The 25,978-nt window shown below is 70.8% G+C and carries 26 protein-coding genes; 23 read left to right on the top strand and 3 right to left on the bottom strand.

Annotation, left to right across the window (positions count from 1 at the left end):
• Positions 1 to 174: 174 nt before the first annotated feature.
• Positions 175 to 906 (top strand): response regulator transcription factor, encoded by a 732-nt coding sequence (locus M5362_RS24105; protein WP_260229819.1) that lies wholly within the window; start codon positions 175 to 177, stop codon positions 904 to 906.
• Between the two features lie 165 nt (positions 907 to 1,071).
• Here the strand turns inward: M5362_RS24105 and M5362_RS24100 are convergent, their stop codons facing one another.
• Positions 1,072 to 2,151 (bottom strand): NAD(P)-dependent oxidoreductase, encoded by a 1,080-nt coding sequence (locus tag M5362_RS24100; RefSeq protein WP_260229818.1) that lies wholly within the window; start codon positions 2,149 to 2,151, stop codon positions 1,072 to 1,074.
• A gap of 5 nt (positions 2,152 to 2,156) precedes the next feature.
• Complete coding sequence (locus M5362_RS24095; protein WP_260229817.1) at positions 2,157 to 3,107, bottom strand: ScbA/BarX family gamma-butyrolactone biosynthesis protein; 951 nt, start codon at positions 3,105 to 3,107, stop codon at positions 2,157 to 2,159.
• A gap of 204 nt (positions 3,108 to 3,311) precedes the next feature.
• Here M5362_RS24095 and M5362_RS24090 point away from each other — a divergent pair, with 204 nt between their 5' ends.
• Positions 3,312 to 3,959, top strand: a complete 648-nt coding sequence (locus M5362_RS24090) for a ScbR family autoregulator-binding transcription factor (protein WP_260229816.1) — start codon at positions 3,312 to 3,314, stop codon at positions 3,957 to 3,959.
• A 7-nt stretch (positions 3,960 to 3,966) separates the two neighbouring features.
• Here M5362_RS24090 and M5362_RS24085 read toward each other — a convergent pair whose 3' ends face one another.
• Positions 3,967 to 4,560 carry a ScbR family autoregulator-binding transcription factor gene (locus M5362_RS24085; protein ID WP_260229815.1) on the bottom strand — a complete coding sequence of 198 codons (594 nt, stop codon included), beginning with the start codon at positions 4,558 to 4,560 and terminating at the stop codon, positions 3,967 to 3,969.
• 467 nt (positions 4,561 to 5,027) lie between these two features.
• On the opposite strand from M5362_RS24085, the gene rfbA reads away from it, so the two are divergent.
• The 21 genes from rfbA to M5362_RS23980 all read left to right on the top strand — a co-directional run bounded on the left by rfbA (position 5,028) and on the right by M5362_RS23980 (position 25,971).
• Complete coding sequence (gene rfbA, locus M5362_RS24080) at positions 5,028 to 5,900, top strand: glucose-1-phosphate thymidylyltransferase RfbA (protein ID WP_260229814.1); 873 nt, start codon at positions 5,028 to 5,030, stop codon at positions 5,898 to 5,900.
• Between the two features lie 338 nt (positions 5,901 to 6,238).
• On the top strand, positions 6,239 to 6,451 hold the full coding sequence (locus M5362_RS24075; RefSeq protein ID WP_260229813.1) for a ferredoxin: 213 nt from the start codon (positions 6,239 to 6,241) through the stop codon (positions 6,449 to 6,451).
• Positions 6,444 to 7,679, top strand: a complete 1,236-nt coding sequence (locus M5362_RS24070; protein ID WP_260229812.1) for an NAD(P)/FAD-dependent oxidoreductase — start codon at positions 6,444 to 6,446, stop codon at positions 7,677 to 7,679. The genes M5362_RS24075 and M5362_RS24070 overlap by 8 nt, the downstream gene beginning before the upstream one ends.
• A gap of 78 nt (positions 7,680 to 7,757) precedes the next feature.
• A complete protein-coding gene (locus M5362_RS24065) occupies positions 7,758 to 9,035 on the top strand; it encodes an activator-dependent family glycosyltransferase (protein ID WP_260229811.1) in 1,278 nt (425 codons plus the stop codon).
• Between the two features lie 23 nt (positions 9,036 to 9,058).
• Positions 9,059 to 10,222 (top strand): DegT/DnrJ/EryC1/StrS aminotransferase family protein, encoded by a 1,164-nt coding sequence (locus tag M5362_RS24060; RefSeq protein ID WP_260229810.1) that lies wholly within the window; start codon positions 9,059 to 9,061, stop codon positions 10,220 to 10,222.
• 7 nt (positions 10,223 to 10,229) lie between these two features.
• A complete protein-coding gene (locus M5362_RS24055; RefSeq protein ID WP_260229809.1) occupies positions 10,230 to 10,808 on the top strand; it encodes a dTDP-4-dehydrorhamnose 3,5-epimerase family protein in 579 nt (192 codons plus the stop codon).
• Between the two features lie 40 nt (positions 10,809 to 10,848).
• Positions 10,849 to 11,838: a dTDP-glucose 4,6-dehydratase gene (rfbB, locus tag M5362_RS24050; protein ID WP_260229808.1), complete on the top strand. Its 990-nt coding sequence runs from the start codon at positions 10,849 to 10,851 to the stop codon at positions 11,836 to 11,838.
• Positions 11,831 to 13,150: a lipopolysaccharide biosynthesis protein RfbH gene (gene rfbH, locus M5362_RS24045; RefSeq protein ID WP_260229807.1), complete on the top strand. Its 1,320-nt coding sequence runs from the start codon at positions 11,831 to 11,833 to the stop codon at positions 13,148 to 13,150. Before rfbB ends, rfbH begins: the two co-directional genes overlap by 8 nt.
• Before the next feature lie 149 nt (positions 13,151 to 13,299).
• The gene (locus M5362_RS24040) at positions 13,300 to 14,712 is read left to right on the top strand and encodes an NDP-hexose 2,3-dehydratase family protein (RefSeq protein ID WP_260229806.1); all 1,413 of its coding nucleotides are present in this window, start codon (positions 13,300 to 13,302) and stop codon (positions 14,710 to 14,712) included.
• Positions 14,713 to 14,741: 29 nt separating this feature from the next.
• A complete protein-coding gene (locus M5362_RS24035; RefSeq protein ID WP_260229805.1) occupies positions 14,742 to 15,731 on the top strand; it encodes a Gfo/Idh/MocA family protein in 990 nt (329 codons plus the stop codon).
• 119 nt (positions 15,732 to 15,850) lie between these two features.
• On the top strand, positions 15,851 to 17,437 hold the full coding sequence (locus M5362_RS24030; RefSeq protein WP_260229804.1) for an MFS transporter: 1,587 nt from the start codon (positions 15,851 to 15,853) through the stop codon (positions 17,435 to 17,437).
• Positions 17,438 to 17,554: 117 nt separating this feature from the next.
• On the top strand, positions 17,555 to 17,926 hold the full coding sequence (locus tag M5362_RS24025) for a dehydrogenase (protein WP_260229803.1): 372 nt from the start codon (positions 17,555 to 17,557) through the stop codon (positions 17,924 to 17,926).
• The gene (locus M5362_RS24020; protein ID WP_260229802.1) at positions 17,923 to 18,495 is read left to right on the top strand and encodes a nuclear transport factor 2 family protein; all 573 of its coding nucleotides are present in this window, start codon (positions 17,923 to 17,925) and stop codon (positions 18,493 to 18,495) included. Before M5362_RS24025 ends, M5362_RS24020 begins: the two co-directional genes overlap by 4 nt.
• A 2-nt stretch (positions 18,496 to 18,497) precedes the next feature.
• Positions 18,498 to 18,995: an ester cyclase gene (locus M5362_RS24015; protein ID WP_260229801.1), complete on the top strand. Its 498-nt coding sequence runs from the start codon at positions 18,498 to 18,500 to the stop codon at positions 18,993 to 18,995.
• 73 nt (positions 18,996 to 19,068) lie between these two features.
• Entirely contained in the window at positions 19,069 to 19,470 is a 402-nt protein-coding gene (locus tag M5362_RS24010; protein ID WP_260229800.1) for a nitroreductase family deazaflavin-dependent oxidoreductase, read from the top strand.
• An 11-nt stretch (positions 19,471 to 19,481) separates the two neighbouring features.
• The gene (locus M5362_RS24005; protein WP_260229799.1) at positions 19,482 to 20,072 is read left to right on the top strand and encodes an NADPH-dependent FMN reductase; all 591 of its coding nucleotides are present in this window, start codon (positions 19,482 to 19,484) and stop codon (positions 20,070 to 20,072) included.
• Positions 20,073 to 20,117: 45 nt separating this feature from the next.
• Positions 20,118 to 21,434 (top strand): cation:proton antiporter, encoded by a 1,317-nt coding sequence (locus M5362_RS24000; RefSeq protein WP_260229798.1) that lies wholly within the window; start codon positions 20,118 to 20,120, stop codon positions 21,432 to 21,434.
• A 130-nt stretch (positions 21,435 to 21,564) separates the two neighbouring features.
• Positions 21,565 to 22,224 carry a hemerythrin domain-containing protein gene (locus M5362_RS23995; protein ID WP_260229797.1) on the top strand — a complete coding sequence of 220 codons (660 nt, stop codon included), beginning with the start codon at positions 21,565 to 21,567 and terminating at the stop codon, positions 22,222 to 22,224.
• A gap of 121 nt (positions 22,225 to 22,345) precedes the next feature.
• The gene (locus M5362_RS23990) at positions 22,346 to 23,536 is read left to right on the top strand and encodes an acyltransferase (protein ID WP_260229796.1); all 1,191 of its coding nucleotides are present in this window, start codon (positions 22,346 to 22,348) and stop codon (positions 23,534 to 23,536) included.
• Positions 23,537 to 23,683: 147 nt separating this feature from the next.
• The gene (locus M5362_RS23985) at positions 23,684 to 25,384 is read left to right on the top strand and encodes an NAD(P)/FAD-dependent oxidoreductase (protein ID WP_260230014.1); all 1,701 of its coding nucleotides are present in this window, start codon (positions 23,684 to 23,686) and stop codon (positions 25,382 to 25,384) included.
• A gap of 41 nt (positions 25,385 to 25,425) precedes the next feature.
• Positions 25,426 to 25,971 carry a flavin reductase family protein gene (locus M5362_RS23980; RefSeq protein ID WP_260229795.1) on the top strand — a complete coding sequence of 182 codons (546 nt, stop codon included), beginning with the start codon at positions 25,426 to 25,428 and terminating at the stop codon, positions 25,969 to 25,971.
• Positions 25,972 to 25,978 lie beyond the last annotated feature (7 nt).

Genomic DNA, 25,978 nt, shown 5'->3' with positions numbered 1-25,978 from the left:
GGGAGGGCCAGGGCTTGGTCAGGAGTTCGTCAAATCCCTGGCGCCCCAAGGTTCCTGAATCCCTTGAAGACCGGTCGACCGGCTTGTACTGTGGCGTCCTAGAGAACCGGTTGACCGGTATGCAAGATGACGGCAACACGTTGACATGCTCTACCCACAGGGGGCATCGGAACCATGAACGTTCTGATCGTCGACGACGATGACGAGGCGGCCGACGAGCTCGACCAGGCACTGACAAGCCACGGATACCGCACCGAGAGGGCCTGCACGGGGGAGGCGGCACTTCGACAGCTGTCGGGCGGAACGACCCTGGTTCTCCTGGATCTCAGCCTGCCCGATCTCGCCGGCCACGAGGTGTGCCGTCGTATCCGGGAGAGCTCCTGCGTACCGGTCATCGCGATGAGCAACGACGACGACGAGCTGGACCGGGTCATCACCCTCCACATGGGGGCGGACGACATCATGCGCAGGTCCTACGGGCACCGCGAGCTGATGGCCCGCATCCAGGCCGTACTGCGGCGCTGCGGCTCGTGCCGGAAGGGCACCGCCGAGCATCCGGGCGAGCGGACGGTGAAGGGCCCGGAACAGCCGCCCGGGACCCGGTCGTTCCGGGTCGGGGAGCTGCAACTCGACGTGGGCGCACGCCTGGTCATGCTCCGTGAGCGTGAAGTACGCGTCACCCGGCGCGAGTTCGAGCTGCTGGCCGCGCTCATGGCCAACCCCGGCGTGGTGATGGAGCGCCGGGACATCATCACCCGGGTGTGGGGGGAGAACTGGTTCGGATCCACCCGCACCCTCGACGTCCACGTGGGCTCCCTGCGCGGCAAGCTGGGGCGCTCGGAGTGGATCCAGACCGTGCGGGGCGTCGGGTACAAGCTGATGGTGCCCGTGTCCCGGACGGCGTGAGGACGGGCTTCATCCCCCCGCCCGGCCCGTACGGGACCCGCCCCCGCCCGTACGGGGTCGCGCCCCGCTTCCTTACGTACGGAAGCGGGGCGCGACCCTCGCTGTATCGGCCCGGCTCCGGCGCGGCGCCGACCCGGCTCCGACCCGGCTCCGGAGACCCCCGGCTCAGCCCGTCGGCACGCCGGCGAGATGCTTCCTGTACCAGTCCGCGCACTCGGGGAAGCGCGCGGCGAACCCCGGGCCGGGTTCCACGCCGGTACGGCGCAGGATCCGGCTCGAGTCGTACCAGTGGTCCTGGGTCAGCAGGTCGTACTGGTGCGCGGAGAGCGCGGGCACGGCCCGTGCGGTGAGACGGCGGTGCTCCGCCGCGGAGACGTCGTCCGGAGCGGGCAGCCCCAGCCGAAGCGCCGTGGTGGCGACCAGGTCCGCCGCGGACTCGGGGCGCGGGTGTGCCACATGGAAGACACCCCCTCCGGCACCCCCTCCGATGCCCCCACCGGCACCCTCTCCGAGGCCGCTCCCCTCCCCCTCCGTGTCCTCGCCGACGAGCGCCGCGACCGTCGCGGCCAGGTCGTCCACGTGCACCACCGAGCTGTGTGCGGACGGCTCCCGCGGCCAGCAGGGCACCAGGTGCAGCAGCCGGGCGAGGGTGGGTACGAACCACCGGTCGCCCGGCCCGTAGACCAGGTGAGGCCGCAGGACGAGGCCCCCGGCCCGGAGCACGGCGTGCTCCGCCGCCAGCCGTGACGCGCTGGCGGCCGACTGCGGAGCGGGCACCGTCTCCTCTTCGGTCGGGCCGCGATGAGGGCCGGAACCGTAGACGGCAGCCGTGCTGACGTAGAGGAGACGGCGGACGCCCGCCCGCCGGGCCTCCTCCAGCAGGGCCAGGGTGCCGAGGTGGTTGATCTCCCGGCACCGGTCCGCGTCACCGCCCACGTAGGAGGCGGCGTGCACCACCGTGGTCGCGCCGGAGCAGACGCCCCGGAGCGTACGGGGGTCGGTGAGGTCCCCCGTCACGTACCGCAGACGGGGGTCGCGTGCCGGTGGTTCCGGCGGGCGGCGGCACAGGACGGTGACGGCCGGGGTTCCCGGGGCGCCCCGTGTCCCGGTGCCGAAGGCCGGGGCCCCGGGCGCCGTCGGGGCCGGCGCGTCGTCGGTCGTGGTGCGCAGCAGCGCCCGTACGACGGCGCCGCCGATGAACCCGGATCCGCCCACCACGAGGACGGAGTGTCGTGTACGTGTCAAGTAGTTCACCGTGGCGATCCGTCGAACAAGGTCACCCGGCAGGAGCCGACGAGGCTTCCGTCCTGGTGGAACTCGACGGACAGGTCGTAGGTGCCCGGTGCCGTCTCCTCGGGAGCGGAGGGGACGACGAGGCAGGGGGAGTCGAATTCGACGTATCTTCGGAAGTGCGCCGAGCAGGCCAGGAGCAGGCCGGCCGGCAGCCCGGTGGTGAGGATCGCCGCCTGGCGCGCCGCCTCCATGACGACCATTCCGGGGACGTGGTCCACGGGGTGGTCGAAGAGGATCGGATGCGAGGTGTCGAAGCGCAGCCGGCAGACCTCGCCGTCGACCCGGCTGAGGACGACGTCGGACGCGTTCCGCCTGCCGACCAGTTCCGGTGCGACCGGCGGGGGGATGTCCCGGCAGGGTGCGGCGCCCAGGCGTTCGCCACGGAGCCGCCGGTAGACCGCCGGGGGCACACAGCTCCCGGCCGAGCCGCCGACGCCGATGGGCTCTCCGTCGCGGTGCGCCTTGATCGAGCACGCGAACGAGGAGACGTTCCTTCCTCGCCGCACGATGTCGTGCAACGCCACCTCCAGGAGCACGTCGGCCGGGTGGTCGGACAGGCGCGCGCCCTCGGCGGTGACCGCGAACGAGTGAGTGGTGGTCAGGAAGTTGTGCCCCATGGGTATGCCCAGGCTCTGGTGGCCGAGGAGCATGCACGCCTGACGGATCGTCTCGGCGAAGATCATGGGATCGTGCCAGCGGCCCGAGACCGGACCGTAGTAGCTGTGCCCCCTCGGCCATTGCGCGCAGACCTGATGGAGAGCGTCGATGCCGTATCTGACACCTGTCACCAGCACTTCGGACACCGCTGAGCGGTGGACGAGAGTGCGAGGAACAGTTTGTTGGAAGAGCTCCGGGCTGCCATCCTGGCCGGCGAGCCCCGATTTTTCCGCATGGCGAAGTGCAGTCATGCTCAGTCCCCCTCGTTGAGCCATGCCTACCGATGAAGGCGGAGGGGCGGGACATCGGGTGGGCCGAGCCCGCATCCACCGTGGTGCCACGGCGGAGCATACTAGGTGACTGGTTTTTTTTCAGCCCTGAGTTTCGGGGCGTACAGTGCCTCGGAGAAAGCGCGTACAGGGGTGGAGCCGCCCCCGGCAGGAGAGGGATCGGTGATGGTGAGGGTCCGACAGGAGCGAGCCGAGGCGACGCGGCAGGCGATTCTCGACGGTGCGGCGACCGCGTTCGACAGCGCGGGTTTCGGGAGCACGAGCCTGACGGACATCGTGCGCCACGCCGGGGTCACCAAGGGGGCCCTGTATTTTCACTTCCAGTCCAAGGAATCCCTCGCGGAGGCGCTCGTCGAGGAGCAGTTCCTCGCGGTGAACCCGCCGTCGACCACCGTGCTCGGCGTGCAGAGCCTCATCGACCGCTCGCACCAGCTGGCCGAGGAGCTGCGGGTCAACGTGCGGGTGCGGGCCGGCGTCCGGCTGATCCTGGAGCGCGGTCTGCTCGGTGACGCGGACCCCGCCGCCTACAACGAGTGGAGCGAGCAGCTGCGCGAGGCCCTGGCGTTCGCCCAGGGGCGGGGCGATGTGAGGCCCGAGGTCAACGTCGCCGATGTGGCGGTCTACGTCGTCGGCGCCTTCACCGGTATCCAGATCACCTCGCACGTACGCACCGGGCGGGCGGACCTCCATGACCGGCTCGCCGACCTCTGGAGGCTCCTCCTGCCGACGATCGTCCCGGCGCGCAGGCTGCACAGGTTCGATCCGGAGGGCTCCGAGGAGCTGCGGGCCGGATTCGCCGCGATCGCCGACTGAGCCCGGGTCACAGCGGCCGGGCGGTGGTCCTGATCTGCCCGGCCGCGCCCGCCTCGGTCAGCTTCCACAGGTGGCTGAGCCACTCCTCGACGTCCGGCTGGGCGGTGCCCGTCCAGACGAGCGTCTCGACGCCGCACACCGCGGCGGCGACGACGGTGCGGATCGACAGCGAGCGTCCGGCGGGGAGCTCGCCGCACTTGCGGGCCTCGTCCACCAGCTGCCACAGGTGGGCGAACCAGATCAGATAGACGTTGCGGCTGCCCGCGTCGCGATCGCTGTCCGGGCGCTCCCGGGTGATGCGGACGCCGGCCCGCAGGAACACGTCCTCGCGCAGCAGCCGGTGGAGCGCGTGCGTCATGTCGACGATCACCTGGAGGCGGGAGGTCTCGGACGCGCGGCGCTGGGATACCGCCTGCTCCAGCGGTTCCATGCCCCGCAGTTGGACGGCGTCGGCCAGTTCGGCCTTCGTGGGGAAGTGGAAGAAGAGCGCGCCCTTGGTGACTCCGGCCGCCTTGCTGATGTCGGCCAGGCTGGCCTTGGCGAACCCGTGCTCGGCGAACTGCTCGGCGGCAGACGTGAGGAGGAGCTCTATCGTGCGCACTGATCGTTCGTGCCTTCCCATAGCCGCCCTTTTGCCTAGGAATGGACCGGCGAGCCCCCGCCCTGGACGCCCGCGAGGTACGGAACGGACACGTGGTCGCAGCGTCATGGTCACCGACTGCTTGCGAAGCAAGATTAAAAACCGGTCGATCGGTTTGTCAATAGCGCTACACCGTCGTGATCTCGAACTTCCTCTCGAACGTGGGTCGTTGATTTGCGACGCGTGTTCGTGTCACACTCTTCGCGGGTACCCCCTGCCCGGATTCGGCGGCGACAGCCCGACCGTCGGCGGGCAGTGGCCGTGACGCGGGAGAGGCCATGGAGCCGTCCGCGCGAAGTCCGGTTCCGTACCCCTCGACTCCTCTGCATCCCCGGCCCGGCGCCGGCCCCTCGGGTGGCCGACAGCGCCGGGCTTCCCCGTGCCCCTGACGTCCGGGGCACCACCTCGGCATCCTCCTGGAGGTACAGGTGAAAGGCATCATCCTGGCCGGAGGCAGTGGCACGCGCCTGCATCCCATCACCCTCGGCGTCTCCAAGCAGCTCCTGCCCGTCTACGACAAGCCCATGATCTACTACCCGCTCTCGGTCCTGATGCTGGCGGGGATCACCGACATCCTGGTCATCTCCTCACCGGAGGACCTTCCCGGATTCCGGCGTCTGCTCGGCGACGGATCGGCGCTCGGGCTGCGGCTCACCTACCAGGAACAGGATGAACCGAGGGGACTCGCGGACGCCTTCGTCATCGGCGCGGACCATGTCGGCGACGATTCCGTGGCGCTCATCCTCGGCGACAACATCTTCCACGGACCCGGATTCGGCGCACTCCTGGAGAAGCGGGCGCAGGAACACACCGACGGGGCCGTGCTGTTCGGATATCCGGTCAGCGACCCGCACCGTTACGGAGTCGGCGAGGTCGATGATTCCGGAAAGCTCCTTTCGATCGAGGAGAAGCCGGACAAGCCGCGCTCCAATCTCGCGATCACCGGTCTCTACATGTACGACAACGAGGTCATCGACATCGCCAAGAACCTCCGTCCCTCCCCGCGCGGCGAGCTGGAGATCACCGACGTCAACAACCGGTACCTGGAGCGCGGCAAGGCCGAACTCATCTCCCTGGGACGGGGTTTCGCCTGGCTGGACACCGGGACGCACGACTCGCTGACCGAGGCGTCGCAGTACGTGCAGATCCTGGAGCACCGCCAGGGGGTCCGTATCGCCTGCGTGGAGGAGATCGCGTGGCGGCAGGGCTTCATCGACCGGGAGAGCTGCCACCGTCTCGGGCTCAAGCTCGCCAAATCCTCGTACGGGCGATACGTGATGGACGTCGCCGCCTCCCACTGACCGCCGCCTCCCACTGACCGTATCCGGGCCGATCGCCACGCCGATTTCCAGGCCGAATGGCTCCGGGAAAAGGTCTGTTGACGTGTCGTCGTGAGTGTGTCACGCTATCCAAGGGGATTCGCGCTGCCCGGAATCGGGCGGCCTTCCTCATTCTCGGCCGACTCGCCTTTCACGGCGAGTGCGGCCTTTTTCATGCGCGTTCACGAGCCCATTCCGTGCCGATATCGCGCCCCTTTCCCTTTCCTTTCCGCGTCGCCCCACGCCGTTTTCACGGTCGTCCCGCGTCGTTCCGTAATTCCGTCAGCATCCGGTCGGCCACCTGCCGAGGAGTGGTGAAGTTGAAGCTCACTGTCGATCAACGCCGTTGCGAGGGCCACGGCATGTGCGAGGAGGCGGCGCCGGAGCTCTTCCGCCTCGACGGCAAGGGGGACATGACCACGCTGTACGACGTGGAGGCGGCCCTCCCCGCCGACCAGCGGGAGCCCGCGGTACACGCGGCCCGGCTCTGCCCCGTCGGCGTTCTCAAGCTCACCGGAGGCATCGATGGCTGACCGCCGGCTCGTCGTCGTCGGGGCGTCCCTCGCCGGTCTGCGCGCGGCGGAGTCCGCCCGCCACGCCGGCTTCGACGGCACCATCACGCTCATCGGCGCGGAACAGCACGTCCCGTACTACCGCCCGATCCTCTCCAAGATGTTCCTCGCCCTGGACTTCGAACTGCCGATGCCGGCGCTCGTCTACCGGCAGGAGGAGGAGCTGCGCAAGGAGCTGGGCGTCGAGCTCGTGCTCGGCGCCCCGGCGGACGGACTCGACACCGCGGCCCGCGAGGTCTCGGTCGGCGGTGCGACCGTCGGCTACGACAGCCTGGTCATCGCCACGGGGCTGCGGACCCGCCGCATCCCCGGGAGCGAGGCGCTCAAGGGCGTGCACACGCTCCGTACCGCCGAGGACGCGGCGGCCCTGCGGGGCGCGCTCCGCGAGGGCGGCCGGGTCGTGGTCGTCGGCGCCGGATTCATCGGCGCGGAGGCGGCATCGGTGGCGCGGGCCATGGGCCTCGACGTCACCCTCGTCGACGCGCTCCCCGTTCCCATGGCCGACGCGCTCGGCCCCGAGATGGGGGGCGTCGCCGCTCAGCTGCACGAGGCCGGCGGCGCCGCTCTGCGTACCGGTGTCACCGTGACGGGCCTGGCCGGCGACGGCCGGGTGGAGCGCGTCCTGCTCTCGGACGGCTCCGCCCTGGAGGCCGACCTCGTCGTGACGGGCATCGGCGGCACTCCCGCCACCGACTGGCTGGACGGCTCGGGTGTGAGCGTGCGGGACGGCGTGGTCTGCGACCCGACGCTCGCCACCGGAGTGCCCGGGGTGTACGCCGCCGGCGACGTCGCCCGCTGGACCAACCCCCTCTTCGGCCGCGACATGCGGTGCGAGCACTGGCTCTCCGCCTCGGAGCAGGGCTGGGCGGCCGGCCGCAACGCGGTGGACCCCGCGCACGCCGAACCCTTCGGACACGTCCCGTACTTCTGGTCCGACTGGTACGGCAACCGGCTGCAGTTCATGGGCGTGCCGGAGGCCGACGAGGTCGAGGTGTTCGGCAGCACGGAGGCGCGGGACTTCGTCGCCCTCTACCGCACGGGCACCCGGCTGACGGGCGCGCTGACGGTCAACCGCAAGACGTCCGCCCCCGCGCTCCGCCGGCTGGTCCGGTCGCGGGCGAGCTGGGACGAGGCCGTGCTCCTGGCCAAGGAGTCGACGTCGGCGACCGTGTCGCCCGCCGCCGGCTGACCGATCCGCAGGCCGACCCCACCCCGGCAGTCCGGTCCACCCGACCACCAGGACCCCTTGAAAGGGAGAACTACCAAGATGCGTGTTCTGATCGCGGTGATGCCCCTGGCGTCCCACCTCTACCCGAGCATTCCGCTGGCCTGGGCGCTGCAGAACGCGGGCCACGAGGTGCGCGTCGCCAGCAACGCCCACATGGGCCAGTACATCACCGCGGCGGGCCTGACGGCCGTGTCGACCGGTGAGGAGCCCGACTTCGTCTCGCCGCAGGTGGTCAACCCCGGCGCGCTGGAGAGCCTCACCCGGGCCCTCGGCTTCGAGTCGCCGAAGGACCGGCTGTGGGGTGCCGTCCGGCACTACACCCTGGGCGCCTTCGCCCGGTACTACGCCGGTGACCCGCTCAACGCCGGACAGCAGTCCATGGCGGACGAGCTGGTCGCCTTCGCGAAGAGCTGGAAGCCGGACCTGATCATCTGGGACCCGGCCTGCCTGCCCGCCCCGATCGCGGCCCGCGCCTGTGGCGCGGCCTCCGCCCGGCTCCTGTGGGGCCAGGACTACTTCGCCTGGATCCGCGACCGCCTGGTCGCCCGGCTGCGCGAAGGCGAGGCCGGCGTGACCGAGGACCCGCTGGTGCAGGCGATGAAGCCGATGCTGGACCGCTTCGGCTACGAGTTCGACGAGGAGATGCTTCTCGGCCACTGGACCATCGACCCGATCCCGGAGCTGATGCGTCTGGAGACCGAGACCGTGACCGTCCCGGTCCGCTGGCTTCCGTACAACGGCGGCGCCGCGCTGCCCGACTGGCTGCGCGAGCCTCCGGCCCGCCCGCGGGTCGCCCTCTCGCTCGGGCTGACCACGCACCGGCTGTTCCAGGAGATCGACGTCCCGATCTCCGGGCTGCTCGACATGGTCGCCGACATGGACCTGGAGCTCGTCGCCACGCTCGCCGACGAGCAGGTCGCGAAGCTGGGCACGGTGCCCGACAACGTACGCATCGTCGACTACGTGCCGCTCACCCAGCTCCTGCCGACCTGCTCGGCCATCATCCACCACGGCGGCTACGGCACCTTCGTCGCCGCGGCCACCGCCAAGGTGCCGCAGCTGATCGCGATGGAGGAGGGCGGCGACGCCCTGGCCACCGCCGAGTACATCGAGCGTCGGGGCGCCGGCATCGCCGTCGACAGCCAGGGCTTCTCGCTCGCCGACATGAAGAAGGGCCTCGCGCGGCTCCTCGACGACCCGTCCTTCCGCGACGGCGCCGACCGCGTCTACGCGGACATGCTCGCCGCCCCGAGCCCCGCCGACGTGGTGCCCTCCCTGGAGCGGCTGACCGAGCAGTACCGCAGCCGGCAGGCCTGACGGCAGGGAAGGGAGCGAGCGACATGATCAACGTCTTCCAACCGAGCCTCGGCGAGGAAGAGCTGGAGGCGCTCCGCGAGGTCTTCGCGAGCAACTGGCTGGGGTACGGACCGCGGGCCAAGGCCTTCGAGGCCGAGTTCGCCGAGCACATCGGCGCCCGGCCCGAGCAGCTGCTGCACATCAACTCCGCCACGGCGGGCCTCTTCCTGGCGACCGAACTGCTCGACCTCGGGCCGGGCGACGAGGTGCTGCTGCCGTCGGTCTCGTTCGTTGCGGCCGGCAACGCCGTCATGTCCACCGGAGCCAAGCCGGTCTACTGCGACATCGACCCCCGCACCCTCAACCCGACCGTCGACGACGTACGGCGGGCCCTGACCCCGGACACCCGCGCCGTTCTGCTGCTGCACTACGGCGGCTATCCGGGCGACGTGGCCCGGATCGCCGAACTCTGCCGCGAGCGGGGCATCGCCCTCGTCGAGGACGCCGCCTGCGCGGTCTCCTCCCGCGTCGGCGACGAGGCCGTCGGGACCTTCGGCGACATCGCCGTCTGGTCCTTCGACTCGATGAAGGTCCTGGTCACCGGTGACGGCGGCATGCTGTACGTACGCGACCCCGAACTGGCCCGGCGCGCCCGCCGGCTGGCGTACCACGGCCTGGAGCAGTCCAGCGGCTTCCAGAAGGCCCGGGTCTCCCACCGCTGGTGGGAGCTGGACGTGCGGGACATCGGCCGCCGGGTCCTCGGCAACGACATGACCGGGGCCATCGGCAGCGTCCAGCTGGGCAAGCTGCCGGGCTTCGTCGAGATCCGGCGGGAGTTCGCGGAGCTCTACGACCGGCTGCTCGCCGACGTACCGGGGCTGCTGCTCCCGCCGGAGCTGCCGGCCGGCCACACCACGTCGTACTACTTCTACTGGGTGCAGATCGACGCGGAGGTACGCGACAAGGTCGCCGCGGACCTGCTCGACCACGGGATCTACACCACGTTCCGCTACCCGCCGCTGCACCAGGTCGAGGCCTTCCGCCAGGAGGGCGGCGGACCCCTGCCGGCGACGGAGAGGACGGCCGAGACGACGCTGCTCCTGCCGCTGCACCACGGCATGGACGCGGCGGACGTGCACACCGTCGCCGACGAGGTGCGCAAGTCCATGGAGCGGCACACCGGACCGGACCGGCCCGGGGCGAGGTGAGAGGCGCGTGGAGATCGCCGGGACGGAGATCCCCGGGGTGTACACCCTCACCCCGGATCTGATCACCGATCACCGCGGGGCGTTCTTCGAGTCGCTGCGTGCCGAGGAACTGTCCCGGTTCCTCGGCAGGCCGTTCGCGCCGGCACAGATCAACTTCTCGTCCTCCCGGCGCAACACCCTGCGTGGGCTGCACAGCGTCACGCTGCCGCCGGGCCAGGCCAAGTACGTCACCTGTGTACGGGGGGCCCTGCGCGACATCAGCGTCGATCTGCGCGTGGGCTCACCGTCCTTCGGCCGGCACACGGTCCGCACCCTGGACGCCGAGTCGGGGGTGTCCGTCTTCATCCCCGAAGGTGTGGCACACGGGTTTCTCACCCTCGCCGACGACACCTGCATCAGCTACGTGCTGTCGACGGCCCATGTTCCGGGCACCCAGATCGACATCGATCCGCTCGACCCGGAGCTGAGTCTGCCCTGGGGGCTGACCGAGGAGCCGGTGATGTCCGAGAAGGACGCGCGGGCGATGAGTGTCCGGCAGGCGCTGTCGGCCGGTGTGCTGGCCCACTGGAGCGACGTGTGTCCATGACACCGGCGTGGCTTCCCCCGACAGTCAGGAGAGCGAACTCATGAGGATTCTGGTCACCGGTGCGGCGGGCTTCATCGGCTCCCACTTCGTCCGGACCCTGCTGCAAGACCGCTACGCGGGCTGGGAGGGCGCCGAGGTCACGGTGGTGGACAGCCTGACCTACGCCGGCAACCTCGCCAGCCTCCCGATGGGCGACCCGCGGCTCTCGTTCGTCCGCGGCGACATCTGCGACCTGCCCCTGCTGCTTCAGCTCCTCCCCGGGCACGACGTGGTCGTGCACATGGCCGCGGAGTCCCACGTCGACCGCTCCGTGGACTCGGCCGCCGAGTTCGTACGGACCAACGTGGTCGGCACCCAGACCGTCCTGGAGGCGGCCCTGCGCAGCGGGGTGCCCCGGGTGGTCCACGTCTCCACCGACGAGGTCTACGGCTCGATCGACTCCGGCTCCTGGACGGAGGAGTGGCCGCTGCTGCCCAACTCGCCCTACGCGGCGAGCAAGGCGGCGTCCGACCTGATCGTCCGCTCCTACTGGCGCACCCACGGCCTGGACGTGTCGATCACGCGCTGCTCCAACAACTACGGGCCGTACCAGCACCCCGAGAAGCTGATCCCGCTCTTCGTCACCAACCTGCTGGAGGGCAAGTCCGTACCGGTCTACGGCGACGGCGGCAACGTACGCGAGTGGCTGCACGTCGACGACCACTGCCGGGCGATCCACGCGGTGGCGGTCAAGGGCCGGGCGGGCGAGGTCTACAACATCGGCGGCGGCCGCGAGCACACCAATCTCGAACTGACCCACCGGCTGCTCGACCTGTGCGACGCGGACGCCTCGGCGATCCGCCACGTCGAGGACCGCAAGGCGCACGACGTCCGCTACTCGCTGGACGGCAGCAAGATCCAGGACGAGCTGGGTTTCACCCCGCAGATCCCCTTCGACCGGGGCCTTGCCGACACGGTGGCCTGGTACCGCGCCCACGCGGCCTGGTGGAAGGCGGCCAAATACGGCACGACGGAGGTGGCAGGTGTCTGATCAGGCGACGGTCCAGAGCAAGGACCAGATACTCGACGAAGTCCGCAAGTACCACGAGAACACCCAGGAGGCCCGGGTCTTCGTGCCCGGCGTCACCGAGATCTGGCCGTCCGGCGCGGTCCTCGACGCGTCCGACCGGACCGCGCTCGTGGAGTCGGCCCTGGCGATGCGGATCGCGGCCGGCCCCAGCGCCCGGCGCTTCGAGTCCGCCTTCGCCCGCAAGCTCAAGCGCCGCAAGGCACATCTGACGAACTCCGGGTCCTCCGCGAACCTGCTGGCGCTCGGCGCGCTCACCTCGCCGCTCCTGGAGGAGCGGCGGCTGCGCCCGGGCGACGAGGTCATCACGGTCGCGGCCGGCTTCCCCACCACGGTCAACCCCATCGTCCAGAACGGCATGGTGCCGGTCTTCATCGACGTGGAGCTCGGCACGTACAACACCACGGTGGAGCGGGTGGCGCGGGCGATCGGCCCCAAGACCCGGGCCATCATGATCGCCCACGCCATGGGCAACCCGTACGAGGTGGCCGAGATCGCCGAACTGGCCACGCAGCACGACCTGTTCCTCATCGAGGACAACTGCGACGCCGTCGGGTCCACCTACAACGGGCAGCTCACCGGGACCTTCGGCGATCTCACGACGGTCAGCTTCTACCCCGCGCACCACCTGACCATGGGCGAGGGCGGCTGTGTCCTGACCTCGAACCTGTCACTGGCGCGGATCGTGGAGTCGCTGCGCGACTGGGGCCGGGACTGCTGGTGCGAGCCGGGCGAGAACAACAAGTGCCTCAAGCGGTACAACTACCAGATGGGCACGCTGCCCGACGGCTACGACCACAAGTACATCTTCTCCCACGTGGGTTACAACCTGAAGGCGACCGACATCCAGGCCGCCCTCGGGCTGAGCCAGCTCGCGAGGCTCGACGACTTCTGCGCCGCCCGCCGCCGCAACTGGCGCCAGCTGCGCGAGGGCCTGGACGGGCTGCCGCACCTGATCCTGCCCGAGGCGACGCCCGGGTCGGACCCGAGCTGGTTCGGCTTCGCGATCACCGTGGACCCGGACGCGCCGTACAGCCGGGCGGAGCTGGTCGACCACCTGGAGTCCCGGAAGATCGGCACGCGGCTGCTGTTCGCCGGCAACCTCACGCGCCACCCGGCGTACATCGACGCGCCCCACCGGGTCGCCGAGCCGCTGGTCAACAGCGACATCATCACCGACCAGACGTTCTGGATCGGCGTCTATCCGGGGCTGACCGAGGAGATGCTCGACTACGTCGTCTCGGTCTTCAAGGAGTTCACCGCCTCCCGCGGCTGACGCGGCGGCCCGTCGTCGCCGGCGGGCCGATCCGTCCGTACGGCGCCTTCGCACCACCCCTTCGTACGCCCCCTTCGTACGCCCCCTCCGAACGATCCCTCCGGGCCCGACGGCGGTCCGGAGGGCGCCCCCAGACGAGGAGACCGCACATGCCGCACCCCGCCGACGTCCTGACCTTGTCGTCGCAGGCCTCGCCGGGTCTGCTGAGCACCCGCGCCGACGGCGCCACCGCACGCCGGTTCGCCGTCTCCGCGGCCGCGACCGAGGGCGTGGGACCGCGCACCGACGAGGTGGCCGCCTGGCTCGACGGGCACAGGCGGGCCACCGCCTTCCGCGTCGACCGCATCCCGTTCGCCGAGCTCGACGGCTGGTACTTCGAGAAGGACACGGGGAACCTGGTGCACCGCAGCGGCCGGTTCTTCACCGTGGAGGGCCTGCGCGTCTCGGCGGGGGAGAACCCCGCCCAGGTCTGGCACCAGCCCATCATCAGGCAGCCCGAGGTCGGCATCCTGGGCATCCTCGCCAAGGAGTTCGACGGGGTCCTGCACTTCCTGATGCAGGCCAAGATGGAGCCCGGCAACCCGAACCTGCTCCAGCTCTCCCCGACCGTCCAGGCCACCCGCAGCAACTACACCCGGGTCCACCGGGGCGGGGACGTGAAGTACGTCGAGTACTTCACCCGGCCCGACCGGGGCCGGGTCCTCGCGGACGTCCTGCAGTCCGAGCACGGCTCCTGGTTCTACCGCAAGAACAACCGGAACATGATCGTCGAGGTGACCGACGACATCCCCGAGGACCCCCGGTTCTGCTGGCTGACCCTGGGCCAGATCGGCGCGCTCCTGCGCCGGGACAACACCGTCAACATGGACGCCCGGACCGTGCTCTCCTGCCTGCCCTTCGCCGACGGCGAGCCCCAGGCCCTGCACTCGGACGTCGAGGTGCTGTCCTGGATGGCGGGGGAGCGCGCCCGGCACCAGGTCAGCGCGGAGCTGGAGCCGCTCTCCGGCATCCCCGACTGGACCCGCAACGAGCGGACCATCGAGCACGATCAGGGCCGGTACTTCCGGGTGGTCGCCGTCGCCGTGGAGGCCGGCAACCGGGAGGTCACCTCCTGGAGCCAGCCGCTCTTCGAGCCGGTCGGGCTCGGCGTGACGGCCTTCCTCACCCGGCGCATCAACGGCGTCCGCCATGTGCTGGTGCACGCACGGGTGGAGGGCGGCTTCCGCTACCCGGTGGAGATCGGCCCCACCGTCCAGTGCGTCCCCGGCAACCACGCCCACCTGAGCCCGGGGGAGCGCCCGCCGTTCCTGGACGCGGTGGTCTCGGCGGGCCCCGGGCAGATCCTGTACGAGGCCGTGCACAGCGAGGAGGGCGGCCGGTTCATCAACGCCGAGAGCCGCTACCTCCTCGTCGACGCGGACGAGTCCGACGCCCCGCTGACCCCGCCCGAGGGCTTCCGCTGGCTGACGCTGGGACAGCTGCGCACGCTCGTCCAGCACAGCAACTACATCAACGTGCAGGCCCGCACTCTGCTCGCCTGCTTCCTGGCGGTCCCGGCGTGAGTCCCGCGGTGCCCGCGGGGAGCGCGGACGTGCGCTTCGGCGTGCTGGGCTGCGCCGACATCGCGCGGCGCCGGGTGCTGCCCGCCCTCGGCCGGCTGCCGGGCGCGCGGGTCACGGTGGTGGCGAGCCGGTCCCGGGAGCGGGCGGCGCAGACGGCGCGGGACCACGGCGCCCGTCCGGTGACCGGCTACCGGGAGGTGCTGGACGCGGAGGACGTCGACGCCGTCTACGTACCCCTGCCGGCGGCGCTGCACGACCGCTGGGTGGAGGCCGCCCTGCTGGCCGGCAAGCACGTCCTGGCGGAGAAGCCGCTCACCACCGACCTCCTCCGGACCCGCGCTCTGTACGAGCTGGCCGAGTCCCGCGGGCTGGTGCTGCGGGAGAACGTGATGTTCGTGCACCATCCCCAGCACGCCGAGGTGGCCCGTCTGGTGGCCGACGGCCGGATCGGCGAACTGCGCTCGTTCCACGCCGCGTTCGCCGTGCCCCGGCGCCCCGAGGGGGACATCAGGCTCCGCCCCGAACTGGGCGGCGGCGCGCTGTGGGACGTGGGCGTCTACCCGGTCCGGGCCGCCGTCCGCTTTCTGGGCGGCGACCTCGACGTGGCGGGCGCGGTCCTCGCGCGGCGGCCCGGGGAGGAGGTCGACACCTCCGGAGCCGTACTGCTGCGCTCCGGGCAGGGCGTCGCCGCGCAGCTGACCTTCGGTCTGGACGACGCGTACCGCGCGGAGTACGAACTCCGGGGGAGCAGAGGGCGGTTGACGCTGACCCACGCCTTCACGACGCCCGCCGGGCACGTGCCCGTGCTGCGCGTCGAGGGCCCGGACGGCGTCCAGGACATGGCGCTTCCGGCCGCCGACCAGGTGGAGCGGAGCCTCGCGGCGATGGTCCGCGCCGTACGGGACCGGGACTGCGCGCCGGACGCCGGTTCCCTGCACCAGGCACGGCTGTTGGCCGAGGTCGTCGAGTACCTCGAAAAAAAACCGGGCGACCCGTCGTTCAATGCTCTCAGCTCTTGACCTCGACTGCGGTTGAGGTTCTACCGTCTCTCTCGTGCCCACCGAGCCACACGAGGCGTAGGGGCCATCCCTGTCGACGGTCACGCTCTGCACCGTCCGGATCTGGAGGAAGACCTTTCATGTCTGAAGAACAGCCGTCCAAGGCCGGGCGGGCGGAGTGGCTGGGGCTGGCGGTGCTGGCCCTGCCGACTCTGCTCGTCGCCATGGACCTCACCGTCCTGCACCTGGCGGTACCGACGCTCACCTCGGACCTGTCACCGAGCAACGCCCAGCTGCTGTGGATCATCGACATCTACGGGTTCCTGGTCGCCGGCCTGCTCATCGCCATGGGCAGCCTGGGCGACCGGATCGGCCGCCGGAAGCTGCTGCTCGCGGGCGCCGCCGCCTTCGGCGCCGCGTCCGTGCTGGCCGCCTTCTCGACGAGCGCGGAGATGCTGATCGCCTCCCGCGCCCTGCTCGGTGTGGCCGGCGCGACGCTCATGCCGTCCACGCTGTCGCTGATCCGCACCATGTTCACCGACCCCACGCAGCGGACCGCGGCGGTCAGCGTCTGGGCGTCCTGCTTCGCCCTGGGCAGCATGATCGGCCCGCTGGTCGGCGGCGCGCTCCTCAACTACTTCTGGTGGGGCTCCGCGTTCCTGGTCGCCGTGCCGGTCATGGTGGCCCTGCTCGTCCTCGGCCCGCGCCTGCTGCCCGAGCACCAGGAGCGGGGCGGCCGGGTGGACCTGGTCAGCGCCGCGCTGAGCCTGGTCGCCGTGCTCTCCGTGGTCTACGGGCTGAAGCAGCTCGCCGAGGACGGCTTCGAGGTCGTGCCGGTGGCCGTCCTGGTCGTCGGTCTGCTCGTCGGCGGTCTCTTCCTGCGCCGGCAGAAGCTGCTGACCGACCCGATGCTCGACCTCACCCTGTTCCGCGAGCGGAACTTCGGTGCCTCGCTCTTCCTGCTCACCACCGTCACCGTGATCATGGCGGGCATCCAGCTCTTCGTCCTGCAGTACCTCCAGCTGGTCAACGGACTCTCCCCGCTGTCGGCCGGTCTCTGGTCCATCCCCACGTCGATCGGCGTCATGATCGGCTCGATCGGCGGCCCGTCGCTGATCTCCAAGGTCCCGGTCAGCCGACTGCTGGCCGGAAGCATGGTCATCCTCGCCGTCGGCTGCGCCCTGCTCACCCAGGTCGACAACGCGTCGCAGCTCGCCCTCGTGGTCACCGGTTCGGCCGTGGTCGGCCTCGGCCTCGGCCCGATGGTGGCGCTCGGCACCGACCTCGTCGTGGGTGCGGCTCCGCCGGACCGCGCGGGCTCCGCCGCCGCCGTCTCCGAGACCGGTACGGAGCTCGGCGCCGCCCTCGGCATCGCGGTCCTCGGCAGCATCGGCTTCGCCGTCTACCGCGGCGCGCTGGGCGACTCGGAGCCCTCGGGCCTCTCCGCCGACCAGGCCGACACCGCTTCGGACACCCTCGGCAGCGCCGTGGCGCTCGCCGAGAACCTGCCCGGCGCGCTGGGCGGCCAACTGCTCGACGCCGCCCGCGCCGCCTTCATCGAGGGGCTGCAGATCACCTCGCTGGTCGGCGGCGTGCTCGCCCTCGTCCTGGCCGTGGTCGCCCTCGCCAAGCTGCGCGGGGCCACCGTGGCGCCGGCGGACGGCGCTCCCGCCGCCGAGCCGGTGGCGGGCGCGGTCCCCACGCCCACCGAGTCGAAGGCGGTCTGACGACCCGCCTTCAGCACACCGTCCCACAGGGCCGCCGGCGACCGCCGGCGGCCCTGTGCGCTCTCCCGCGGCCCGCAGCGCCGCACTCCAGATCGCCAATCCGAGGAAGTGGGATCGATGTCTGTGTCTCTTAACTCTCCCGTGGGCAAGTGGGCGGGAACGGTCACGCACGACGGGGAGGTGGACGAGTACACCGTCGTGTTCGAGGAGGACGGGTCGGTCGCCATCACCACGCGGAAGAGCGGCGGCTCCGGCACCTGGACCGCGAAGGGCGGCGGAGCCTTCGAGTTCACCGTCCGCGAGGTCTTCAACGCCGACGTCGGCCAGATCAGCCCCAACGGCCACCGCGCGGCGTACATCCAGATCGACCTCGCCGCCCAGCTCTCCGAGTCCGGCTTCACCGGCACCGGCAAGGCGGTCGTCCACGGCCCGGACGACTCGGTGATCTACGCGACCGACGCGGAGACCACGGCCCGGCCGCTCTCATGACCGGTACGTCCGTCCCGGCCGGCCTGGCGGGCACGGCCGCCCTGGTCGAGGGCTCGCCCCTGGCGGACCTGGCCGATCGCGCAGCCCTGGGAGACCTGGCCGAGGGGTACCTCGCCTCGCTCGACGAGGGCACCTTCGACGAGGAGTGGGCCCGCTCGTTCTTCACGGAGGACGTCGAGCTCGTCTACCCGGTGGGCAGCCACCGGGGCATCGCGGGGGTCCCCGGCTTCACCCGCCAGATCATGGACCGCTGGGAGAGCACGCACCACCAGGGCTCGCCGTCCCTGGTCGTCCTCGACGGCGACCGGGCCACCGTGAGCTGGAGCCTGATCGCCTCCCATCTGCACTTCGACTCGCCGCGCCCGCCGGCGGCCTCCCGCTACTTCCAGCTGGGCGGCCGTTTCGACGCCTCGGCCCGTCGCACCCCGCTCGGCTGGCGCTTCACGCGCATGCGCCTGCGGATCATCTGGAGCACCGGCCAGGTCCCCGCGGAGGTGACCTCGGTCGCCGCGGAGACCCTCGTCCCCGGCAGCGGTACCCGCACATCCACCCGACAGGAGGGCAACTGAGCATGACCAGCGCAGAGAAGCTTCGCGAAGTCGTCGACAAGGTCTACGACGAGGGTCTCAACGGCGGCGACCTCAGCGTCGCGGACCGTCATCTGACGGCCGACTTCCGCAACAACGGCAGCCACGACGACTCGATGCGCGGACCCGAGGCGTTCAAGCACACGATCAAGGTCCAGCGCGGCGCCTTCAGCGACGTCAAGTACGAGATCCTCGACTTCGTCGCGCAGGACGACAAGGCCGCCGTGCGCTGGGTGATGCGCGGCCGGCACACCGGTCCCTTCATCGGGATCCCGGCGACCGGCCTGGAGATCGAGCACCACGGGATGATCATCTTCCGCTTCGAGGGGGAGAAGATCGCCGAGCGCTGGGGCATCGTCGACAACTTCGCCCTCCAGCGCTTCCTGCAGTCCGGTGGCAAGCCGGCCGGTCCGCTCACCCCGGGCGGTCCCGGCGGTGCCGGTGGCCCCGGTGGCCCCGGTGGTGGCAAGCCCGCCGCCTGACGGCTCACCACCCACGGGCGGGTGCCCACCGCGCCCGCCCGTGGGTGTCATCCCCTGGACGAGGAGGGAATCAATGCCGATATCGAGGCGAGTGGCCCGCTTCAACCGACTGGTCGCGAACTACCTCGTGGGTCCCGTGCTGAGCCGGATGCCCGGCTTCGGCAGGATCCACCACCGCGGCCGCAAGTCGGGGCGCGTCTACACCACCCCGGTCAAGCTCTTCCGGCGCGGCGGGGACATCGTCGTCACCCTGCCATACGGCCCGGGCTCGGACTGGGTCAAGAACGTCCTGGCGGCCGGCGGCTGCGAGATCACCACGCGTGGCCGCCGGATCCGCGTGGTCGACCCGACCGTGTTCACCGACGACGGCAGGACCGCGATGCCCGCGCTGACCCGGCGCATCCTGTCCCGGGTCGACGCCACCGAGTTCCTCGCCCTGACGCCGGCCGACGTGCCCGCAGCGGCGAAGCGTTGAGGAGGCCGGACGTGTCCACGCAGTCGACCTCCCCCCGTCCGCTCCGCGTCGTGGTCGTGGTCGGGTCCGCCCGCGAAGGGCGGCTCGCCCCCGACGTCGCCACCTGGTTCGCCCAGCAGACCTCCGTACGCGACGACCTGCTCACCGATGTCGTCGACCTGGCCGACGCCGTACTGCCGGCCAGTCTCGTCCCGCACGCGCCGGAGACGGCCGCCCTGCGCCCCCGCCTGGCCGCGGCCGACGCGTTCGTCTTCATCGTCCCGGAGTACAACCGCAGCGTCCCGGGCCCGCTGAAGACGCTCGTCGACACCTTCAACGCCGAGTGGGAGGCCAAGCCGGTCGCGTTCGTCGGCTACGGCCTCGGCATGTCCGGCGGGGTGCGCGCCGTGGAGCACCTGCGCCAGATCTTCGGCGAGTTCCACTGTGTGACCATGAAGGACACCGTGATGTTCCCCCAGATCCTCGAACATTACGACCCCCAGGGCCGCTTCCCCGTCGACGCCGAAGGCGCCGCGGGCGCCGCCAAGCTCATGCTCGAACAGCTGGTGTGGTGGGGCCGGGCCTTGCGCGACGCGAAGGAAACCCACCCCTACCGGGGCTGACTCCCGCCCGGGCGAGCCCCGCCCCTCATACCCGTTGGAGGACCGATGGCAGCAGCCGCTGCTGTGAGTGATCCGCTTCCCCAGCTGCTGATCGTCATTCCGGCGGTGATCCTGGCCTGCAAGCTGGGCGCCGTTCTGGTGCGCCGGCTCGGACAGCCGCCGGTCGTCGGCGAGGTCGCCGTCGGTATCTGTCTCGGCCCGTCCCTGCTCGGCTGGATCTGGCCGGAGGGCCAGCACGCCCTCTTCCCCGCCGAGGTGCTGCCGTTCGTCGGCGCCCTCGGCAATCTCGGGCTGCTGGCCTTCATGTTCCTCATCGGACTCGAACTCGACCTGAAGCTCCTGCGCGGAAACAGCCGTACGGCGATAGCCGTCAGCCAGGCCAGTGTCGCCCTGCCGCTGGTGCTGGGGAGCCTGCTCGCGCTCACGATGTACGGGACGTTCGCGCCCGAGGGAGTGGGCAGGACGGCGTTCGTCCTCTTCATCGCCGTGTCGATGAGCATCACGGCCTTTCCGGTGCTCGCCCGGATCCTGACGGACCGCAACCTGTACCAGACCAAGATGGGCGCGCTGGCGATGGCGAGCGCCGCCGTCGACGACGTGACGGCCTGGTGCCTGCTGGCCGCGGTCGTCGCGGTGAGCACGAGCGGTTCGCCGCTGGAGGCGCTCACCACCGTCGGTCTCGCGGTCGGCTACATGGCCGTGATGCTCTTCGTCGTACGCCCCCTGCTCGGCCGGTGGGTGTCGCGGGCCGACCGCAAGGTGTCGGACGGCGCGATGATGGTCGTGCTCTTCAGCGGGCTCTGCCTGTCCGCGCTGGCCACCGAGGAGATCGGTGTGCACGCGCTGTTCGGGGCCTTCGTCTTCGGCGCCATGGTCCCCCGTGGTTCCCAGGTGGTCGAGCGGTGCGCGGCCAGGCTGCACGCCGTCGCCGTACCGGTCCTGCTCCCGCTCTTCTTCGTCGTCACCGGTCTGAAGACCGACGTCGGGCTGCTCGCCGGCTCGGCGCAGCAGTGGCTGTGGGCCCTCGCCGTCCTCGCGGTGGCCGTCTTCGGCAAGTGGGGGGCCGGTTCGGTCGCCGCCCGTGTGGCGGGTCAGAGCTGGCGTGACTCGCTGGCGATCGGCGCCCTGATGAACTGCCGCGGGCTGACCGAGCTGGTGGTGCTCAACATCGGTCTGGGCCTGGGTGTCATCGGCCCCGACCTCTTCACCATGCTGGTCCTGATGGCGCTGGTGACGACGGCGATGACCTCCCCGGCACTGAACTGGATCGGGGTGACCTCGCCCGCTTCGGCGACGGACGCGAAGGCGGAGAGCGGCAGCGCCGATCCCGGCCGGTCCAGGAAGCCTGCCGAGATCGGCTGAACTCCGCGTCCACAGGGCGGGATTGCGCCGGGAAACCGGCGTCGGGTTGCGAGCTCCGGTGGCATGATGGAGCTTGAATAAGATACCGGCCGCCCGGATTCGCAACGGTGGGAACGAAAGAGAGAGTGGTATGAGCCACCAGTACAAGCTCGACATGACCATGATGCTCGCCGTCCATGACGCCCTCCGCCGCGAGATGGAGCGCCTCGCGCGGGTCACCGCGACGGTCGAGGACGATCCGCGGCAGATCCTGAGCACGGCCGCCGGCTGGGAGCTCTTCAAGATCTTCCTGCACGCGCACCACCGTGCCGAGGACGAGAAGATCTGGCCGGTGATGCAGGCCGCCCTCGCCGCCCGGCCGGACGACCTCGCGCTGCTCGAGGCCATGGAGGCCGAGCACGCGATCATCGACCCGCTGCTGCTCGACATCGACGCCGCCCTGGCCGACCGCGAGGCCGGTCTGGAGCGCCTGCACGGCCTGGTGGACGCCCTGCACTCCGGGCTGACCGGACACCTCAAGCACGAGGAGGCCGAGGCGCTCCAGCTCATGGACACCACCATGAGCGAGGAGCAGTGGGACGCGTTCGGCGAGCGCCAGCGCGACCGCATCGGCGACAACGCCCAGCGCTACATGCCCTGGATCCTCGACGAGATGGAGGCGTCCCGCGCCGAGTTCATCCTCTCGCGCCTCCCCGGCCCGCTGCGCGCGGCCTTCGAGAACGACTGGCGCCCGACCTACCAGGCGCTGAACCTGTGGGGCGGCAAGGACGGCGTCACCGCCTCCGCCTGACGAAAGACGACCGGGACGGCGTTCCCGTATCCCCGAGCACCGCGTCGCGGCCTCCACCAGGCCGCCGCGCGGTGTTCGTCATGTCCGCACGGCGTGAGTCGGAGAGGGTGAGGAGACCCCCATGAGCACCACCATGACATCCCGCGTGAACGAGGCCACCGCGACGAGACGGCTGCCGAGTCTGGCGTCGCTCACCGGCCTCAGGTTCGTCGCGGCGATGGCGGTGTTCCTGAGCCACCTCTTCAACCCGCTGTTCACCCCCTTCGGCGGCGCGGGCGCCCGGCAGGCGGACTCCCTGTTCACCATCGCCGGCGGCCTCGGCGTCACCTTCTTCTTCGTCCTCAGCGGCTTCGTCCTGACCTGGTCGGTCCGCCCGGACGACACTCCCCGCCGCTTCGTCCGCCGCCGCCTGGTCAAGCTCTACCCGAACCACCTGGTCACCTTCGCCCTCGCCATGGCGCTCTGGGCGGCCGCCGCCGCGTCCGACGGCTGGCAGTACTGGCTCCCCAACCTGCTGCTGCTCCAGGTCTGGTTCCCCGACCCGGCCGTCGGCTTCAGCGTCAACGCGGCCAGCTGGTCGCTCGGCTGCGAGCTCTTCTTCTACCTCTGCTTCCCCCTGCTCCACCGGGTGGTCGGAAGGATCGACCCGGCGCGGCTGTGGGCCTGGGCGGCCGGCCTCGCCGCGGCCGTCATCGCCGTGCCCGCCGTCGCCACCACCGTGCTGCCCGACGGCCCGCCGATCCCCGGCCTGCCCGTCGGCGAGGTGCAGAACTGGTTCGTCTACCAGTTCCCGCCGGTACGGATGCTGGAGTTCGTCATGGGCATGGTGCTGGCGCGCATGGTCCTCACCGACCGCTGGATCCGCCTCGGCACGTCCCAGGCCCTGCTCGTGTGCGCCGCCGCCTACGCGGTCGCCCTCCACGTGCCGTACCTCTACAGCCTGAACGCCACCTGGGTGATCCCCGTCGGCCTGCTGGTCCCGGCCGTCGCCCGCGCCGACCTGCTCGGCCGCCGCTCGCCGTTCCGCGGCCGGGTGATGACCTGGCTCGGTGAGGTGTCCTTCGCCTTCTACCTGCTCCAGGCCGCCGTGCTCGGCATCGGCGTCGTCCTCCTGGAGGGCCACGGCCCGCTCGGCCTCGGCGCCGGACTCGTCTACTGCCTGGCCGCCTGGGCCGTCACCCTGACCCTGGCCCACGCCCTCTCCACGTACGTCGAGCGTCCGGCGATGACGTACTGGAGCAGGCCCCGCCCGGCCGGTCCCGGCTCCACCGGGCCCCGCTCGGCCGCGCCCCGTTCCGCCGGGCGCCGCTGACCCCTCGCTCGACCGGGTGCCGCCCACCGGCCGGCCCCGCTGCCCCTTCCCACGGGCCCCACCCCGCCGCCCCTCCGGGCGCGGGGGAGGGGCCCGTCCGCGTACCGGATCGCACTCAACGACGGGAGATTGCTCGTGGTCACGAAGATGACGGAAGGCGCGACGGACTCGGCTCGCGTACCCGAGGAGATGACGTTCGACGTCATCATCCTCGGATCGGGTCTGGCCGGCTCGGTGACCGGTACGGTCCTGGCGAAGAACGGCGCGCGGGTCCTGCTGGTCGACGCGGCCGCCCACCCGCGCTTCGCCGTCGGCGAGTCGATGACCCCGCAGCTCGTGGAGTGGATCCACATCCTCTCCGAGCGCCACGACATCCCCGAGCTGAAGAGCCTCGCCAGCGTCAAGGCGTCCACCCGGGACATCGGCCCGACCTTCGGCACGAAGGGCCACTTCGGGTTCATCAAGCACGAGGTGGGCCAGGAGCCCGACCCGCGGGCCGCCACCCAGCTGGCACTGCCCAAGATCTTCCACCAGAACAGCCATCTGCACCGCCAGGACAGCGACTCGTTCATGTTCCACGTGGCGCTCAAGTACGGCTGCACGCCCCGGCAGAACTGGCGCGCCACCGAGGTCGACTTCGACGACGACGGGGTGACCGTCACCGGCCGGAGCGCCGCGCCGAACGCCCAGCCCGAGCAGTACCGGGCCAAGTACCTGGTGGACGCCTCCGGCGTGCGCTCGCCGCTCGCGGACATGTTCGACCTGCGGGAGAAGCCGGCCCGCTTCAAGCACCACTCCCGCTCGCTGTTCACGCACTACGTCGGCATCAAGCGGTTCGACGACGTCAGCGGCCACCCCAAGCACCTGCGCCCGCCGACCGACTGGCACAACGGCACCCTGCACCACATGATCGAGCGCGGCTGGTTCTGGATCATCCCGTTCGACAACCACGGCAAGTCCCGCAACCCGCTGTGCAGCGTCGGCCTGACCGTCGACGAGCGCACCTACCCCAAGCCCAAGGACCTCACCCCGGAACAGGACTTCCAGCAGTTCCTCGACAAGTACCCGGCCGTCAAGCGCCAGTTCGAGGGCGCGACGCGGGTGCGCGAGTGGGTGTCCACGGACCGGCTGCAGTACTCCTCGAAGCGGACCATCGGCGACCGCTGGTGCCTGATGTCCCACGCGGCCGGTTTCATCGACGCGCTGTACTCCCGCGGTCTGTCCAACACCTTCGAGGTCGTCGACGCGCTGACCTCCCGGCTGATCGAGGCCCTGAAGGACGGCGACTTCTCCGCCGAGCGCTTCGCGTACGTCGAGCAGCTGGAGCAGGGCCTGCTCCAGTACAACGACGAGCTGGTCAACGCCTCCTTCATCGCCTTCTCGCACTTCCGGCTCTGGAACGCGGTGTTCCGGGTGTGGGGCTCCTTCATCACCCCCGGCACCATGCGGCTGACCCGGGCCCGACTCGCCCACGCCCGCGACGGCCGCAAGGAGCACTTCGCCGAGCTGGAGAAGGTCCCGTACCCGGGTCTGTGGTGGCCCCAGACCGACTCGTTCAAGAAGATCCTGGAGACCACCGCGGAGGCCTGCGAGAAGTACGAGGCGGGCGCGCTCACCGGTGACGAGGCCGCCGACATCATCTTCCAGACCCTCCAGGAATCGCCGATCGTGAACCCGGTCTTCGGCTGGAAGGACGAGAAGCAGCGCTTCATCTACCCGTCGGTCCCGATGATGGCCCGCTTCCTGTACTGGGCGTCGACGCAGGCGCCGGCGGAGATGAACGACGTCGGCCGGGAGTTCCTGCTCGGCATCGCCAAGGCCGGCACCAAGGTCCGCAAGCTCCTCTGAGCTCGTTGTCACCGATCCCAGCAGCCTCGAAGGGGACGTACATGTCCGCAGCGCGCACGCTGATGCACGAGCACGAGACACAGCCGATCGATCCGCGGGCCCTGCGCCGCGTGTGCGGCCTCTTTGTGACCGGGGTGACGGTCATAACGACGGCCGCGGACGGCCACGCCGAGGGCACGACGGTCAACTCCTTCACCTCGGTCTCCCTGGACCCGCCGCTCGTCCTGTTCTGTCTGCACCGGCAGTCCCGGTTGCGGAAGGTACTGGTCGAGAGCGGCGGGTTCACCGTCAACTTCCTCGCCGGCCGCCAGGAGAAGCTGGCCCGCGCCTTCGCCGGACGTCAGCCGGACGGCTTCCAGGACGTGCCCTGCCACGACGGCCAGACCGGGCTCCCGGTGCTGAGCGAGGCGCTGGCCTTCCTGACCTGCCGGACCGTCGACATCCACGACGGCGGCGACCACGACATCATCGTGGGCGAGGTCGTCGAGCTGGGCGTCCCGGAGCAGGGCGGCGACCCGCTGATCTTCTACGCGGGCGCGCTCGGAACCCTGGACGGCGAGGCGCAGGCTCCGAGGCAGGCGTCCTGACGTGCGT

Source organism: Streptomyces sp. Je 1-79 (assembly GCF_025195125.1).
Classification (GTDB): Bacteria; Actinomycetota; Actinomycetes; order Streptomycetales; family Streptomycetaceae; genus Streptomyces.
The sequence above is the reverse complement of the archived record's forward strand: the minus strand, read 5'-3'. Positions and strand labels throughout refer to the sequence as shown.

Bases quoted from the DNA above. Each gene is read 5' to 3' on its own strand.
- M5362_RS24070 (WP_260229812.1), top strand. From the start codon at position 6,444: ATGGCTGACCGCCGGCTCGTCGTCGTCGGGGCGTCCCTCGCCGGTCTG.
- M5362_RS24090 (WP_260229816.1), top strand. From the start codon at position 3,312: ATGGTGAGGGTCCGACAGGAGCGAGCCGAGGCGACGCGGCAGGCGATT.
- M5362_RS24095 (WP_260229817.1), bottom strand. From the start codon at position 3,107: ATGACTGCACTTCGCCATGCGGAAAAATCGGGGCTCGCCGGCCAGGAT.
- M5362_RS23985 (WP_260230014.1), top strand. From the start codon at position 23,684: ATGACGGAAGGCGCGACGGACTCGGCTCGCGTACCCGAGGAGATGACG.
- M5362_RS24065 (WP_260229811.1), top strand. From the start codon at position 7,758: ATGCGTGTTCTGATCGCGGTGATGCCCCTGGCGTCCCACCTCTACCCG.
- M5362_RS24010 (WP_260229800.1), top strand. From the start codon at position 19,069: ATGCCGATATCGAGGCGAGTGGCCCGCTTCAACCGACTGGTCGCGAAC.
- M5362_RS24015 (WP_260229801.1), top strand. From the start codon at position 18,498: ATGACCAGCGCAGAGAAGCTTCGCGAAGTCGTCGACAAGGTCTACGAC.
- M5362_RS23980 (WP_260229795.1), top strand. From the start codon at position 25,426: ATGTCCGCAGCGCGCACGCTGATGCACGAGCACGAGACACAGCCGATC.
- M5362_RS24030 (WP_260229804.1), top strand. From the start codon at position 15,851: ATGTCTGAAGAACAGCCGTCCAAGGCCGGGCGGGCGGAGTGGCTGGGG.
- M5362_RS24025 (WP_260229803.1), top strand. From the start codon at position 17,555: ATGTCTGTGTCTCTTAACTCTCCCGTGGGCAAGTGGGCGGGAACGGTC.
- M5362_RS23990 (WP_260229796.1), top strand. From the start codon at position 22,346: ATGAGCACCACCATGACATCCCGCGTGAACGAGGCCACCGCGACGAGA.
- rfbB (WP_260229808.1), top strand. From the start codon at position 10,849: ATGAGGATTCTGGTCACCGGTGCGGCGGGCTTCATCGGCTCCCACTTC.
- M5362_RS24060 (WP_260229810.1), top strand. From the start codon at position 9,059: ATGATCAACGTCTTCCAACCGAGCCTCGGCGAGGAAGAGCTGGAGGCG.
- M5362_RS24040 (WP_260229806.1), top strand. From the start codon at position 13,300: ATGCCGCACCCCGCCGACGTCCTGACCTTGTCGTCGCAGGCCTCGCCG.
- M5362_RS24000 (WP_260229798.1), top strand. From the start codon at position 20,118: ATGGCAGCAGCCGCTGCTGTGAGTGATCCGCTTCCCCAGCTGCTGATC.
- M5362_RS23995 (WP_260229797.1), top strand. From the start codon at position 21,565: ATGAGCCACCAGTACAAGCTCGACATGACCATGATGCTCGCCGTCCAT.
- M5362_RS24020 (WP_260229802.1), top strand. From the start codon at position 17,923: ATGACCGGTACGTCCGTCCCGGCCGGCCTGGCGGGCACGGCCGCCCTG.
- M5362_RS24105 (WP_260229819.1), top strand. From the start codon at position 175: ATGAACGTTCTGATCGTCGACGACGATGACGAGGCGGCCGACGAGCTC.